This window comes from Campylobacter felis, from assembly GCF_030250085.1.
GTDB lineage: Bacteria > Campylobacterota > Campylobacteria > Campylobacterales > Campylobacteraceae > Campylobacter_D > Campylobacter_D upsaliensis.
Genome location: NZ_JANURX010000015.1, coordinates 1 through 14708, shown reverse-complemented (window position 1 = coordinate 14708; position 14708 = coordinate 1). Strand labels below are relative to the sequence as shown.

The window sequence follows — 14708 nt, the reverse complement described above, 5'->3', positions numbered from 1 at the left end:
CAAGGATAAACTATGCGGAAAACAAAAAGACAAATTGAAGATGAAAAGTATTATGGTGGCAAAAGCCTATTTGATTTTATAGAATTAGAATTTTCACAAGGAGAAGAAAATGAGCAACAGAATGGAGAATTATCCCAACATAGAGAAACTGCAAATGGCGTTGAACGAATTAGCGTTTCATCAAGTTCATCAAGCTTGGATAGACAAGAAAATTCCACAATACAGCTTGATAATACTAGAGAGATGGGCGGAACTTTATCCAAACACCATCAAGAATCTAGGAATGTCAGAACTAATGACACTAGCATTACCACAAGCACAAATGGAACTACAAATTTTAGAGAGCAAGGAAGCGGAGGAAATGAGAGAGCAGGGACTAACGGATATGGAGATACTAACCCAAACTCAAATCAATCTCAATCAATTCATAGCGATAGAACCACAGATTTATTCTCCTTTGTTTCAAGAAATGATGATGAGAGACAAGGAGCAAATGCAAGAAGAAACAATCAACAATCAGTATTGGAATCTACAACAAGAGATGATGACTTTGAAAGAAGAAATTTCAAATCTGGGCAAAAACTAGATTTTACAGCCGATGATGAAATCTATCTTGGCTCTTTGAAAGATAGATTTCAAAAAAATATCCACGCCATTAAACTTTTAAAAACCATAGAGCAAGAAAATCGCTACGCCACTAAACAAGAGCAAGAAATTCTCAATAGATTTTCAGGTTGGGGTGGAATTCCACAAGCTTTTGACCACCAAAATAAAGAATGGGAAAAAGAGTTTAAAGAACTTATCTCTACACTAGATTACACAGAATACGAAAACGCAAAACTATCTACCTTAGACGCTTTTTATACTCCAAAAATTGTCATTGATACAATTTATCAAGGACTTAATCATTTGGGCTTTAATAATGATAAACACACGAAAGAAATCTTTGAGCCAAGTGCAGGAATAGGCTCGTTTTTATCTTATGCTAAAAATTACAGCAATAATTATCACTTTACTTGCATTGAGCTTGATAGCATAAGCTCAAATATTCTAAAATCTTTACACCCTAATCAAACAATTTATAATAAAGCCTTTGAACATCACTTGTTTGATAAGCCTTATGATGCTTTTATAGGCAATCCACCCTTTGGTCAAAAAAAGGTTCTAGACCCAAATGATACAACACTTAATAAATCAAGTGTGCATAATTATTTCATTGGCAACGCCATTAAAAATTTGAAAGAAGATGGAATTGCTGCCTTTGTAGTGTCAAGTTATTTTTTAGATTCTAAAAATAACACTATAAGAGATTATATCGCGGAACAAGCAACATTCTTAGGTGCTGTAAGATTACCAAACAATGCTTTTAAAAAAAGAGCCAACACTGAAGTTACCACAGATATTATCTTTTTTAAGAAAGGCAAAGATTTAAATATTGACAATAAATGGCTAGAGAGCGTGGAATATTATGAGGATCGTTTTGATGAGGCGGAAAAGAGAGGTTTAAATCATAATATTTTCAGCTATTTTAGAATTAATGAATATTTTAAAAATAATCCTCAAAATATCTTAGGAAAAATGGATATTAAAAGCTCTCAATATGGTCATGATTTAGAATGCTTAGATGATGGTAGGGATTTAAAAATTGCTTTGGAAAATTTTGTCAAAACTTTACCTAAGGATATTTATCAATACCAAGAAACAAAAATTACATTGTCCTATTACAGAATTAACAAAGAATCGCCTGAATATCAAAAATATAGCCAAATTATAAGCAAATTAAAAGATGGAAATTATTTTGAGTATGGTGGCGAAATTTATATGAAAGTTAGAAGTGATGACGAGTTGGTTTTTTCAAAACCAGCCCTAAACGAACACGATAAAAGAAGAATTAAAAAACTCATCGCCATTAGAAATCAATTTAACACTCTCATTGAGTATGAAAAAAATGAAGCTAATGATGTTTTGGTAGAAAATCAAAGAAAGCAACTTAATAAACTTTATGATGATTTTGTTACCAAAGAGGGATATTTAAATAGAGAAGCAAACAAAAAAGCCTTCAAAGAAGATGTAGAAGCGAATAAAATTTTAGCTTTGGAGAAAAATTATAATGCGGGTATTTCTAAAAATGTCGCATTAAAAGAAGGCATTGAACCTATATTGCCAAGTGCCACAAAGGCTGATATTTTTTTCAAAAGAACCATCAACGCACAAAAAGAAATTAAAATCTCAACTCCACAAGAAGCACTTATTGCTTGCATTAATGAGTATGGAAGAATTGATTTAAATTTCCTAGAAGCCAACTTGGAACAACCGCTAGATGAAACACTTAATACTTTAGAACAAAATAGATTAATCTTTAAAGACCACCTTAATCCCTCTCGCTTTATCTTAGCCGAAAAGTATCTTTCTGGAAATGTTAAAGCAAAATACAAAGAGGTAAAGAAGCTTATAGAAGATGGCTTTAATGAATTTGCTAATAATTTAGAAAGCTTAGAACAAGTTTTACCCAAAGACTTGAAAGCAGTTGATATTTCATTAAGCTTAGGGACAACTTGGATACCTATAAAATACTACAAACAATTTATAGAAGAAACTTTGCAAATTGATTCTAGAGACTATGATTTATTCTTATTAGAAAAAACAGGTGAGTGGAATCTTAAAGGTCTTGGACATTCCTTAAGTCCCTATGTTCGCTCACAATATGCCACAGAAAGAATAGGCTGTTTTGATTTATTTGAACACGCTTTATTGAGAAAGCCTATTCGCATTTATGATAAAAAACAAGATGAAACAGGCAGAGAATATAGGGAATTAAATCCAAAAGAAACTGCAATTGCTAATTCTAAATTAGAAAACTTAAAAAATGAGTTTGCAGAATGGATTTATAAGGATTATGATAGACGCACAGATTTAGAAAATATCTATAATGAAAAATTTAACACAAATAAAGAACCACAATATAATGGAGAAAATTTAGAACTTCCTAATTTCAATGCTAACATTAAGCTCAAAAAACACCAAAAAAATGCAATATATAGGGCAATTCAAGAAAGTAACATTATTTTTGACCATCAAGTTGGTGCTGGAAAAACTTTAGTCGCAATTTGCTCTGTAATGGAGCAAAAGAGAATGGGGCTTTTAAATAAACCCTTAATCGTTGTGCCAAATCACTTAGCTAGACAATGGAATGATGAGTTTTACCACGCTTATACAAATGCTAATATTCTAGTCGCTACAAATGATGATTTAAAAAAGGATAATAGAGAAAGATTTTTCTCAAAAATAGCTACAAATAACTATGATGCTGTTATTATGACTCACTCGCAATTTAAATTAATCCCTGCTCCTTATGGTATTATTAAAAGACAATACGAGAAAGATATTAGCATTTTGGAAGAAACCTTAAAAAGAAAGCAAAATGATGAAAATGTTATGCGATATTCTGTCAAAGATTTAGAAAAACGCATTGAAAATTTTAAAGTAAAATTAAAAGATTTACAAACAGCACATAAAAAATCCAAAGCGATAGATTTTTCGGAACTAGGTATCGATGCTTTAATTATTGATGAAGCACACGAATTTAAAAATCTACTCATCACAACTTCAATGGGAGATATAAGCGGTCTTGGAAATTTAAAAGGCTCACAAAAAGCATACGACCTTTATTGCAAAACGCAATATATTCACGAACAAAATAAAAAGCTCTATTTTCTAACAGGCACACCGATAAGTAATTCAATTACAGAACTCTTCACTTTACAAAGATACATACAGCCTAATACATTAAATGAAAAAGGAATAGAAAGTTTTGATTCTTGGGCTTCTACTTTTGGAGAAGTTACAAATGCTTGGGAACTTGATAGCTCTGGAATTAATTATAAAATCGTTGCGAGATTTAACAAATTTAAAAATGTCCCTGAACTTTCTACGATGTATAAAAGCGTGGCTGATATTGTAACAAATAATGATATTATGAAATACCAAAAAGACTTCGTGCCAAAACTTTACAATGATAAGCCTATTAATATCGTTGCTCCTAGAAGTGAAGCAATAGCAGAATTTATAGGTATTCAAGATGAAAATGGAAGGTGGAACGAAGGCTCTATCGTATGGAGAATGGAACATCAACAAGATGATATTGCTAGAAACAATCTTCTTGCTTGCACCACAGACGCTAGAAAGGCTGGACTTGATTTTAGGCTCATTAATCCTTATTATGATGATTATGCAGATTCTAAAATCAATAAACTAATTGAAAATGTTTATGGTGAGTATAATGCGTGGAATGACGACAGGGGAACGCAATTAATTTTTTGCGATTTATCTACACCAAAACAACATTCACAAAAAGTTGCTTTAATAGGTAACAATTTATCTCCAAAACCAAACAAAGAAGATGAATTTGTCAATATCAATGAAACAATGGAGCAAAGTGAAGAAGAAAATCATAAAAGCCTTGATGAACTCTTAGCAGAACAATCAAAATTTGATGTTTATACTGATATTTTAAAAAAACTTGTTGCCAAAGGCATTCCACAAAATGAAATCCGCTTTATCCACGACGCAAAAACAGATTTGCAAAAAAGCCAACTTTTTGCAGATATGAATACAGGAAAAGCCAGAATTTTAATCGGCTCAACTCAAAAAATGGGTGCTGGAACAAATGTGCAAAAAAGAATTATAGCTTTACACCATCTAGATTGTCCGTGGCGTCCTAGCGATTTAGAGCAAAGAAGTGGTAGAGTTATAAGGCAAGGCAATGAGCTTTTTATGAGAGATCCACAAAATTTTAGAGTTAAAGAATTTAGATACGCAACTGAAAGAACTTATGACGCTAGAATGTGGCAAGTTATTGAAAGCAAAGCAAGATCTATAGAGCAATTTAGAAAAGCTGGTGCTGATGTAAGAACCTTAGAGGATATTACAAGCGGAGCGGCAGATGCGGCAGAAATGAAAGCAGAAGCCACAGGGAATCCACTCATCTTATTGCAGGTGCAATTAACCAGTGATTTAAGACAAGAAGAAATGCTTTATAGTGGCTATAAAAGGCAAATTCACAATAATGAAGAAAGTCTTAAAGTCAATCTTTCAAAAATTGAATTCTTACAAAAAGATATTATTAAAATGGAAACCTTAAATGCAATCATTAAAGAAAATAATAATGAGCATTTTCAAGGAAAATACTATATCAATGATGATGAAAATATTTCCGCAAAAGACTTCATCGTCCTTAAAGATGATACTAGCGATTTAAACAAAGCTAGACAAGCGGAGCTGACAAAAAACTTTGAAAATACCATTCAAATGATAGCAAATAACTATCAAAAAGAATATAAAGTTTTAGAATACAAAGGATTGATTATTAGCGGAGAAAAAACAGATTTAAACACCTTAAGTTTTTATGTTTCAACTCCTGATGGTCAAACTATAATGGAGCCTGAAAATATGATTTATAAAAGAGATGACAAAACTTTTTTTACATTAGAAAATTATGTGAATTTCGGCGGTTTTATGAAAAGGCTAAATAATTTTTATAACGATTTAGAAAAATTTAGCCAATTTAATAAAAGCAAGATAGAAAGTCTTAAAAAAGAAATTGCAGAGCTAGAAAATATTACAGGAGACAACACTCCTATTTATAAGAGAAAAGACTATTTGGAGGCATTAAGAGAAGATAATCGCATTGTCATAGAAGAAATAGAAAAAATGAGTAAGCAAAAAGGTTATAAAAGTGATTTCGTGCCAAAATCTGCAAAGATTTTAGAGGATTTAAATAGGCACAATAAGATTATGAAAGACAGAGAATTGCTTATCTAAACCAACTAAAGCTCTCATTAATATTTTTATGATATAATTCCGCCATCATTAGCACATAGAGGGGTCTTTTTAGCATCATATTTTTAAATTGACGACTCTTTGTGCTTCCAATTTAGTAAATTAGGACTACACAACAATGAATTCAAACAATCCAAATATGGAATTTTCAATTATTCAGCCTAAAAAGACTGCAGTTCTTGTAGATCTCTCTTTTTTTCTTGAAAGATATAATACTCACAAGAGTATTAAAACAATGGAGGCTAAAGAATTGGCTAAGAGATTAAAAGATTATGTGTGGGAAACCCTTAGAAGAAATGAAGATTATTTATATAGAGTTTATATTTACGATTGCGAACCGTTAGATAAAAATGTTCCTATGCCACCCATAGAAAAAACCGATAAATCTAAAAACTTAAGCAAAACTACAACATACAAATTTAGAAGCGAACTTTTAAATCACCTAAGAAAACAACCTTATTTTGCTGTAAGATTAGGTGAAATCGATGAAAATTCGTTTCAATGGAAATTTAGAGATTATGATAAATTTAGAAAAATTCTACGCAAAGAAATAGATATTGGTGAGCTTACAAACGAAGATTTTGTTTTAGATATTAAACAAAAGGGTGTCGATATGAAAATAGGACTTGATATTGCAACTTTAGCAAATAAACATCAAGCCGAAAAAATAATTTTAATCACAGCAGATAGTGATTTTATCCCTGCTGTTAAGCACGCCAGAAAAGAAGGAATTATTGTTCAATTAGATCCAATGAGAGTTCCAGAAACTCAAATTAAAAAAGGTTTGTTGGAGCATATTGACATCCTTTCGTCTGTTTTTATTAATAAAAATAAAAATGGCGATTAATTTTTGCTTTTATTTTATTAAACAAACAATTAAGAAAATTAATGCTATACAAAAGCAAAGTATAAATTTATAAATTATCCATCTCTTGTAATCTCATTATTCCTAGCACTTGTCCATCGCAAACTATTATCGGTTCTTCCTCGCTTTCCTTGCTGTAACTGATTGAGTGCATTGAGGTGCAGAAGCATTTGAGTTCGTTTTGCGTCATAAACCATAGGCTGTTTGGACAATACTCGCATAGAGTTTCTTTCTTGGGTAACTTCTCTTCGGATAGTTGATTGATTACTGAGCTCTTGTAAGACTCTCTGTCTATATTGTTTTGTATAAGTTCTCTCACTATTTACTCCTTTAATTCTATATTTTTTAGTATTTGTTGTTTTAGGGATTTGTTTCAAATCTTTTTCTCTGCCGATAACAGAAACATCCCAAATATGTTTTGTGAGTGTTTTGGCAACTTCTTGCCACTTATTGTTAATTTTTGCCTTTCTTTTTATCTCATATTCTTCTTGCCCTATTATTTTAAATCTTGCATACTCACCTCTTAAAACTTTATTTTCTTTCACAACTCTTTCTAAATCTTGTCCCCAAATTGTAGTTATTCCTTTTTTGGTTTTATAGCTTACATAATAACTTTTCTTTGCATTTTTATCGGTGCTAAACTGATAATTTGCCTCTCCAAAATCCATAACTTGATAATAGTGCATTTTTATTTGTGGAGCTTTATCAATTTGCTTTTCTCTATTTAATTTTGCAGAATACTCTTGATTTACTTCTGCTTCTTTTTGCTTTTTGTTTGTAGCTTTTGCTTCAACACCCAATTCATTTAATGCTTTTGCAAATTCAGCTCTTAAATTAGCTAAATCAGCCTTTCTAGGATTAATTCTTTTTCCATTTTTATCCGCAACTTTTAAACAAATATGACAATGCGGATTATCCGTATCTCCGTGAAAAGCAACAACAAAAAGATTATTTGGATATATTCTTTTTAAAGTTGTGATTGTGGCTTGTTGCAATTTTTCTTTTGGAGTTGTAGAATGCTCCTTCATAGAAAAAACCATATTAATAGTATGTCTTTTTTCCTTAGCACCTTCTTTATATAAAGGAATAGGAATTCCTTCATTTTTGAAAAATTTTTTTAATTCTAAAATTTCATCTTCTCCTATATATCTATCAAAATCATTTGTAATTAATTCTACATTTCCCTTGCGAGAAATATAATCAAGATGTTTTGAAAGTGCTTGGGAATTTTTAGAACCTGAAGTAATTTTTACAACAACTTCAGTATTTTTTCTAAACATATTTTTACCAATAAGCTTACCTGTTTTTATATCTTTAGTGTATTTATCTCTATTTTTATTGATATAGTTTAGCGGTAGCTTTGAAGCGTTTTCTATTTTAGTAAAAACTTTCCTAGCAATTATCTCATCGTCAAATATTTTAATCGGTCTTGACATATAAAAACCTAAATCCTTTGATTATTAATCTCTATAATCTTTCCAAGAGAATCAGAGAGAATGTCAATCTTTGCGTTTATAGTATCAATCGTATTTTTTAAATTGTCCTCATTTATTTTTACAGAATTTCCAGCTCTAAGAATTTTCAATAGTTGATATATATTTTTGCCAACTGCATTAATTTCAGTTCTTGTTTTTATAAATTCATCTAGTTCTAAATTAGTAAAATATTTGTTTTCATTTAAAGAATTTATCAATCTAAAACTTACCTCTTTCGAGACACTACTAAATCTATTTTGTGTAGCAATTTCTTTTAATAAATTAAATTCATCTTCGCTGATTTTTATTCTTATTTCTTTCATTTTTTTCTTTTCAAATGTATCACTATGATGATTAATAACAAGATTATTTTCTATATTATTAAAGCCATTATTTTCTTTATAATTCGCAATGATATAATTTATAATCTTCTTAATTGAAGCTTTTGTGTTGTTCTTAATTTCATTTAAATAAATCATATTTTTTTCATCAATACTTAATAAATATTTTTTCATTAAATTCCTTTAATTTTTTACTTTTAATGAGCCTCGCAGAGATATTTCGGCAAAGTAAGCTAAAAAAATTATATAACTTTTTGGCGTCTTTGCCTATCCTGCAATTAATAATATTTTTGCTTGATTGGCATTTTACAATATTAAGCTTTATAACACATTAAGTTTATTTTGAGATAATGCAATTTTAAATTTTTACAAGGAGTTATTATGCTTTATGAAAGCAAGATGATAGAAGATTTAAAGCGTGAGTATGATGAGAAATTAAAGAAATTACGCCAAAAAGAAAAAGAAAAGAAAGAGCGTATATATAAAAAACTTTCATTGGCTCTCTTAAAAGATTTTGAAGAGAATGATAATTTTTTCAATGAATTTCATATGCTCATAGAAAAATTGAATTGCAAAAATACTAAAAATGCCCTAGAGGCTATAAGTAACTTATATAATTTTAATCAAAATATTGATACAATTAACGAAGCAAAAAAACAATAAACAAATCACATCTTTGGAGAGTAAAAATGGAAAAAGACTACAAAATAAAAGTCACAGACACAAGCAAACTTAGTGACCATTATAAAGAGGCGATACAAGAAGGCACTTATGATGGTGAAGATATTGATAAATTTTTCAACACAATCAAAACTTTTGACATTGCGGAAAGTTTATTAAAAAAAGATTTTTCAAATCAATCCATCAAATTTGAAATCATCACAGATAAAGAAAAAATTCCATTAGATATAAGACTTGGTGATAAAAATTTTCAACAAGGGATTGAGCATTTAATAAAAATGGGTGGCTCTGCTATCAATAAAGAAAAATTAAATGATACAATAAAAAAAGATCTCAATAAGCAACTAGAGCAATACAAACCTAAAACATATGATGAAATGCTAGATGGAACTTTTAAGGCTTTAAAAAATATGTCAGAAATAGCAAACAAAGATATAGCAGCAATGATACAAGAATTTGCAAACTCTTACTTAAAAACAAGAGGGAAATACGAACAAAAAAAAATAAATAACCTCGCAAAAGAGCCGTCATTTTTTAAGCAAAAAATGAACGAATTTTTCAAAAAAAAACTAAATAAAAAAGAATTTGAAAAAGAAAGAACAGCAAATAAAACTTTATCGATGAGCAAATAAAGGAAACATATGCCACAAAAAAGAATTTATTTGTATGTTCCTTTTAAAGATAAAGAAAAAGCAAGATTGTTGGGAGCTATGTGGGACGAAAAAGAAAAAAAATGGTTTGCTCCAAAAAGCTTGGATAAAAATATTTTTGCACAATGGCTTTATCCACACCAAAAAAAAGATTTTTCATTTGACGAAAATGAAGTGCTAACAACTTTCAAATTTGCTTTAGAAAAACAAGGCTTAATTATCAGTGGCTTACCCATTATGGATGGTAAAATTCATAGAGTGAAAACTACAACGGATAAGGGCAGAGAAATGAGTGGGGCTTATAGTGGGTTTTTAAATGAATATCCTGCGGGTTTTATTCAAAACTTTAAAACAGGAATTAAAGAAAATTGGAAAATGCCCTTAGAAAATGCGAAACAAAATATTATAAATTATCAAACTATTAATAAAAATTCTGCATCGCACATAAACAATAATATTAAGCAGGATATTTTGAAACTTCAGCAAAAAACTGCACTTAAAATTGAAAAAGAATACAGCGAAGCCCATTGGGCTTATTCTAATCATCCTTACCTAATCAAAAAAGGTTTTAGCGAAAATTTTTATTTAAAACAAGATAGTAAAGGCTCTCTTCTTATTCCCCTAAAAGACGAAAATGGAAAAATATGGTCTGTGCAAAGAATTTTTCCAAATGGCGATAAAATCATCGGTATCATCAAAACAAAAGAAGAAAAAGAACAAGGCATTGAATACTCCGCAAGAAAATCTGGGTGCTTTCACATCATAGGTGCAAAAAGCTTAGAATATTGTAAAGAATTTATCATAGCAGAAGGCTTTGCTACTGCTGCAACAATTTATAAAGCACTTGAAAAACCTGTTATAATGGGTGTAGATGCTGGCAATTTACTCAAAATAGTTGAAGCCTTAAAGGATAAATTTCAAAATATCCCTATCACTATAATCGCAGATAATGATAGAAAGAGAGAATTGCAGGGATTTTCTAATGTCGGCGTAGAAACAGCAAAAGAAATCCAACAAAAATTTTCAAACATTAAAATTATTATTCCAAAGATTAGCGACCAAGAAGCAGAGCAGGGAATGAGCGATTTTAATGATATTTTCCTAAAAAAAGGGCTTGAAGAAGTTAAAAAACAACTGCACTCTATTGATTTTCAAAACAAACTTAAAGATTTTAAAAACTCTGCGAAACAACATAATGAACAAGAGCTTATAAGATAGCTTTATATTTTTGTATAATATTAATAAATAATAATATATTTAAATATATTTTAATAAATAAAATTATATAATAACAAATATTTTAATACATAAGGAGACACAATGAAAAATGTTACCAAATTAGGTTTGCTTAGTGCAATTGTTGCTATTTTATTCTCTGCTTGTTCAGAGCCAAAGAGTGTGCAATATTATGAAGATCCAAAAAATGCCAAAGAATTGGAAGCTAAAATCAAAGAATGCGATAAAAACGCTAATTCTGCAGAAAATGATACAGAATGTGCAAATGCTTACAAAGCACAATACTCAAAATCACTTCAGAAGCCGAGAGAAAGTGCTATGGAGTTTTTCAAAAATCAAAATGCAAATGATAAATAATGAAAGATCTTTTTCAAACTCTGGGTCTAAGTATAGAACAAATTATTAATGCCATTAGACAAACAGGAACAAGCGATAAGATTGCTGAACTTTAAGCCTTTATATCTTTAAAGGCTTAATACTTCTCATCACTTTAAATACTGCCTTTTTCAAGCATCTTAACAATCATTAAAGCAGAACCAAAAAAGGCAATTAAAGCAAAAACAGCACAAAGTATCCCTAACATTACTCCAACTCCTCAATTTGTTTTAAAATTTTATATATTCTCTTGCTAAAAGCATACAACAAAATACAAGCAAAAATAACCCCTAAAACAATAAACAATGCTTGTATCCAATCAATGTGACTATAATTTAAAACACAAAAACCAAATATCCCAAATAAAGCGGTGAGAAAAGCCAACATTAATGCTTTTAAAACATCAATTTCTAATTTTATTCTCTCTTTTTTACTCATATGAGGATTATAGCATAAAAATATTTTACTCTCGCTTTTTATATATATAACTTTTCTTTTGGAGTATTTCAAAATTGCTGTATTTGCAATTTTTTATAAAAGTTCAAAAATTTTAATTTTTGATTTACCGAATTAATTATTATTAATAAATTTAAGTAATTTAATAAATTTAGAGACTATTCTATTTAAGTCAATTTATATTATATTTAAGTCAAAAACTATTCTATTTAAGTCAATTTATATTATATTTAAGTCAAAAACTATTCTATTTAAGTCAATTTTATTTGTAGATTTGCTTTTGGTGGAGCGAAAAATATTGACATAGATATAATAAACTATTCTATTTAAGTCAATTTTAGTAGATTTGAAGTATTTTTTACATAGATATAATAAATATTGACATAGATATAATATTTTAGTATAATTCGCAGTAAAAATTCGTTGATTTGTCAAAAACTATTCTATTTAAGTCAATAAATTGGAGAATATTAAATGTTATTGAATATTATCATTGAAAAAGATCAAGATGGATATTTTGCACGCATTTTAGAGCTTGAAGGTTGTGTTTCACAAGGTAATACTTATGAAGAGGCTTTATTTAATATAAAAGAAGCAGGGGAGCTTTATTTGGAAAGCCTTAAAAGTGAAGAAAAAAGCATTATTGAAAATAAAATAACTTCAATCGTTCCTGTGGTTTTAGCTAATGCCTGAATTGCCAAGAATGACCGCAAAAGAAGCAGAGAGAATTTTATTGCAAAATAGCTTTTTGATTGATAGGCAAAAAGGTAGCCATAGAATCTATAAAAAAGATTCTTATAGAATGGTTATTCCTCATCATAGTGGAGAGATTTTACATCCTAAAATCATAAAGCAACTTTTTGAAATTATTGAAATGAGCAAGGAATAAAAATGCCAAAACGCAATACCATTGATACCATCACACTTGGGATTTTTAGCGATGAAAATGTTTCTGTGATTTGTGAAGATACCATTAAATTAGAAAAAGGCTCTGTCGCTGTGCTAAGTGGCAATAGTGAAGTGGGTAAATCTTTCTTGGCTTTAAAAATTTGTGCTAATGCTATCAATGATGGCTTAAAACCTTTTTTTTGGAGTATAGAAGACAAAAATCAAGCAATTTTAGAACGCATTAAAAATATAGAAAATTTTTATCCTTTTAATACTGCGGAACTTGAATTTTCTAATGAACTTCCAAAAATTGATAAAGAACCTATAAGTAGCTTAAAAGAAGAGCTTAATGAATTAGCAGATTGCGATTTAATCGTCATTGATACCTTTAGTGCATTTTTTTCAATTTTAGGTTTTAAAGACCAAAATAATCAAAATGATGTGCAAAATTTCTTTAATATTTTAACAAATGTAGCTAAATCAAATAAACAAGCTATTTTACTACTTCATCACTTGGATAAAAAAGGTGAAAGTCTTATGGGTAGCTCTGTCATTATTAATGCTCCTAGACTTGTTTATAAGCTTTCATTTCAAAAAGGAGAGGATAAAAGCTCTACCACTTATCGTTTGCTTGAAGTTTTAAAAGACAATAATAATATCAATGCTGGAGAATTTCAAAAAACAATTAAAGTCTTGCAAAATAATAGCATTGATGAGCCTTTAATCAAAGATGTGAAAGTGGAAAATATTGACAATCATACCTTAGAGATTATCAATAAAAAAGATATTTCTGCTGTTAATGTTAATGATTTAGCAGAGGGTTATGTAACAATGAATGAGAATAGAGGAGTCTTTTATCTAAGCTCACGCAAACTTACTGATACTAATTTTTATAAAGCTTTTAAAGAAAATGATAATAAAGTATCGTTTGAAATGATTGGTTCAAATGGTTCATCTTATGCGATTACCCTTAAAAACTCTTTGCTTACACAAACACATAGAAATATTTTAGACGCTTTGTTTTTGTATATTAAGAAAAATGTAGATACCAGTGTTATAAGAAAGTATCAAGAGCAATTTTGGGATATGGAAGTAAGATTAGAACCTTATAAATTTTTAAAACAATATCTCAATAAAGCTCCTAGCAATTATTCGTGGTTGAAACAAAAATTTACGGAAATTTCTCGCTTTGCGTATGATTTATCTTTTACTCAAAATATTGAAGTTAAAGACAAGCAGACAACTACTCAAAGAGATAAGGGAATTTTGATGTTTGATTCTGTGGAGCGTATCACAAAAGAAAATGGCGTAATTGTGTCTGTATTTGTGCTAACAGTTCGCAGAGAATATATCAAAAGACTTGAAACAGAATCAACACTCTCTTATGATGATGATTTATCAAAAATTCTTATTGATTTAAATTCTTTAGTGGCTCAAGATTTAATAAGATTTTTAACAAGTTTTCCTGATAAAAAAATCCTTAGTTATAGTGAGTTTTGCGAAATTAAGGCTTATAAATTCTATAAAGAAAACTCCATAATTTCAAAACAAAAGAAAGAAATTATTAAGCTAAAGAATAAGCTTATAGAATTTGGTATTAATATCTATGGTAAAGGTGTGGAGTTTGCCGATTATGATGACGAATTCTTTTATCGTAAATATAAAAATGAAAATGATTTATTTTTCATCTACAAAAGCAATAATAGGGTAAAAAGATATATCAAGCGTAATGACCCTATGAATCAATTAAACACCAAAAATAACAAATTCCTTTTGCAGAAGTCTTTGTTTGATTAACATTAAGTCTTAAAATCATATAATTCCAAGTAGAATTAAATTATTATAAAAAAATGTTCGTTAAATTAAAACTATATCAAATAAAACTTAATTTATGATAAACTCT

The 14708-nt window shown here is 29.2% G+C and carries 12 protein-coding genes; 9 read left to right on the top strand and 3 right to left on the bottom strand.

The window, feature by feature from the left end; translation table 11 throughout:
* The first annotated feature begins 12 nt into the window (after nucleotides 1-12).
* Together NYG92_RS07660 and NYG92_RS07655 are read left to right on the top strand one after the other, a co-directional pair.
* Complete coding sequence (locus NYG92_RS07660) at nucleotides 13-5820, top strand: SNF2-related protein (RefSeq protein WP_289234026.1); 5808 nt, start codon at nucleotides 13-15, stop codon at nucleotides 5818-5820.
* Between the two features lie 253 nt (nucleotides 5821-6073).
* Nucleotides 6074-6685, top strand: coding sequence for an NYN domain-containing protein (locus NYG92_RS07655; protein WP_040498922.1), 612 nt, complete (start codon nucleotides 6074-6076; stop codon nucleotides 6683-6685).
* Nucleotides 6686-6759: 74 nt separating this feature from the next.
* Here the strand turns inward: NYG92_RS07655 and mobP1 are convergent, their stop codons facing one another.
* Together mobP1 and NYG92_RS07645 are read right to left on the bottom strand one after the other, a co-directional pair.
* A complete protein-coding gene (mobP1, locus tag NYG92_RS07650; protein ID WP_289234025.1) occupies nucleotides 6760-8139 on the bottom strand; it encodes a MobP1 family relaxase in 1380 nt (459 codons plus the stop codon).
* A gap of 8 nt (nucleotides 8140-8147) precedes the next feature.
* Entirely contained in the window at nucleotides 8148-8693 is a 546-nt protein-coding gene (locus tag NYG92_RS07645; protein ID WP_006803289.1) for a hypothetical protein, read from the bottom strand.
* 207 nt (nucleotides 8694-8900) lie between these two features.
* Between NYG92_RS07645 and NYG92_RS07640 the strand changes: the two genes are divergently transcribed.
* The 4 genes from NYG92_RS07640 to NYG92_RS07625 all read left to right on the top strand — a co-directional run bounded on the left by NYG92_RS07640 (nucleotide 8901) and on the right by NYG92_RS07625 (nucleotide 11443).
* Complete coding sequence (locus NYG92_RS07640; RefSeq protein WP_006803290.1) at nucleotides 8901-9182, top strand: hypothetical protein; 282 nt, start codon at nucleotides 8901-8903, stop codon at nucleotides 9180-9182.
* A gap of 26 nt (nucleotides 9183-9208) precedes the next feature.
* Complete coding sequence (locus tag NYG92_RS07635) at nucleotides 9209-9832, top strand: hypothetical protein (protein WP_006803291.1); 624 nt, start codon at nucleotides 9209-9211, stop codon at nucleotides 9830-9832.
* Between the two features lie 9 nt (nucleotides 9833-9841).
* A complete protein-coding gene (locus NYG92_RS07630) occupies nucleotides 9842-11068 on the top strand; it encodes a DUF5710 domain-containing protein (protein ID WP_006803292.1) in 1227 nt (408 codons plus the stop codon).
* A gap of 102 nt (nucleotides 11069-11170) precedes the next feature.
* A complete protein-coding gene (locus NYG92_RS07625; RefSeq protein WP_289234024.1) occupies nucleotides 11171-11443 on the top strand; it encodes an EexN family lipoprotein in 273 nt (90 codons plus the stop codon).
* Between the two features lie 225 nt (nucleotides 11444-11668).
* Here NYG92_RS07625 and NYG92_RS07620 read toward each other — a convergent pair whose 3' ends face one another.
* Entirely contained in the window at nucleotides 11669-11899 is a 231-nt protein-coding gene (locus NYG92_RS07620; RefSeq protein ID WP_289234023.1) for a hypothetical protein, read from the bottom strand.
* Nucleotides 11900-12391: 492 nt separating this feature from the next.
* Here NYG92_RS07620 and NYG92_RS07615 point away from each other — a divergent pair, with 492 nt between their 5' ends.
* Genes NYG92_RS07615 through NYG92_RS07605 form a run of 3 tightly spaced genes read left to right on the top strand, consistent with a single transcriptional unit; the run spans nucleotide 12392 to nucleotide 14602 of the window.
* Complete coding sequence (locus NYG92_RS07615; protein WP_213244041.1) at nucleotides 12392-12610, top strand: type II toxin-antitoxin system HicB family antitoxin; 219 nt, start codon at nucleotides 12392-12394, stop codon at nucleotides 12608-12610.
* The gene (locus NYG92_RS07610) at nucleotides 12603-12806 is read left to right on the top strand and encodes a type II toxin-antitoxin system HicA family toxin (protein WP_289234022.1); all 204 of its coding nucleotides are present in this window, start codon (nucleotides 12603-12605) and stop codon (nucleotides 12804-12806) included. The genes NYG92_RS07615 and NYG92_RS07610 overlap by 8 nt, the downstream gene beginning before the upstream one ends.
* Before the next feature lie 2 nt (nucleotides 12807-12808).
* Nucleotides 12809-14602 carry an AAA family ATPase gene (locus tag NYG92_RS07605; RefSeq protein WP_289234021.1) on the top strand — a complete coding sequence of 598 codons (1794 nt, stop codon included), beginning with the start codon at nucleotides 12809-12811 and terminating at the stop codon, nucleotides 14600-14602.
* The last annotated feature ends 106 nt before the right edge of the window (nucleotides 14603-14708 follow it).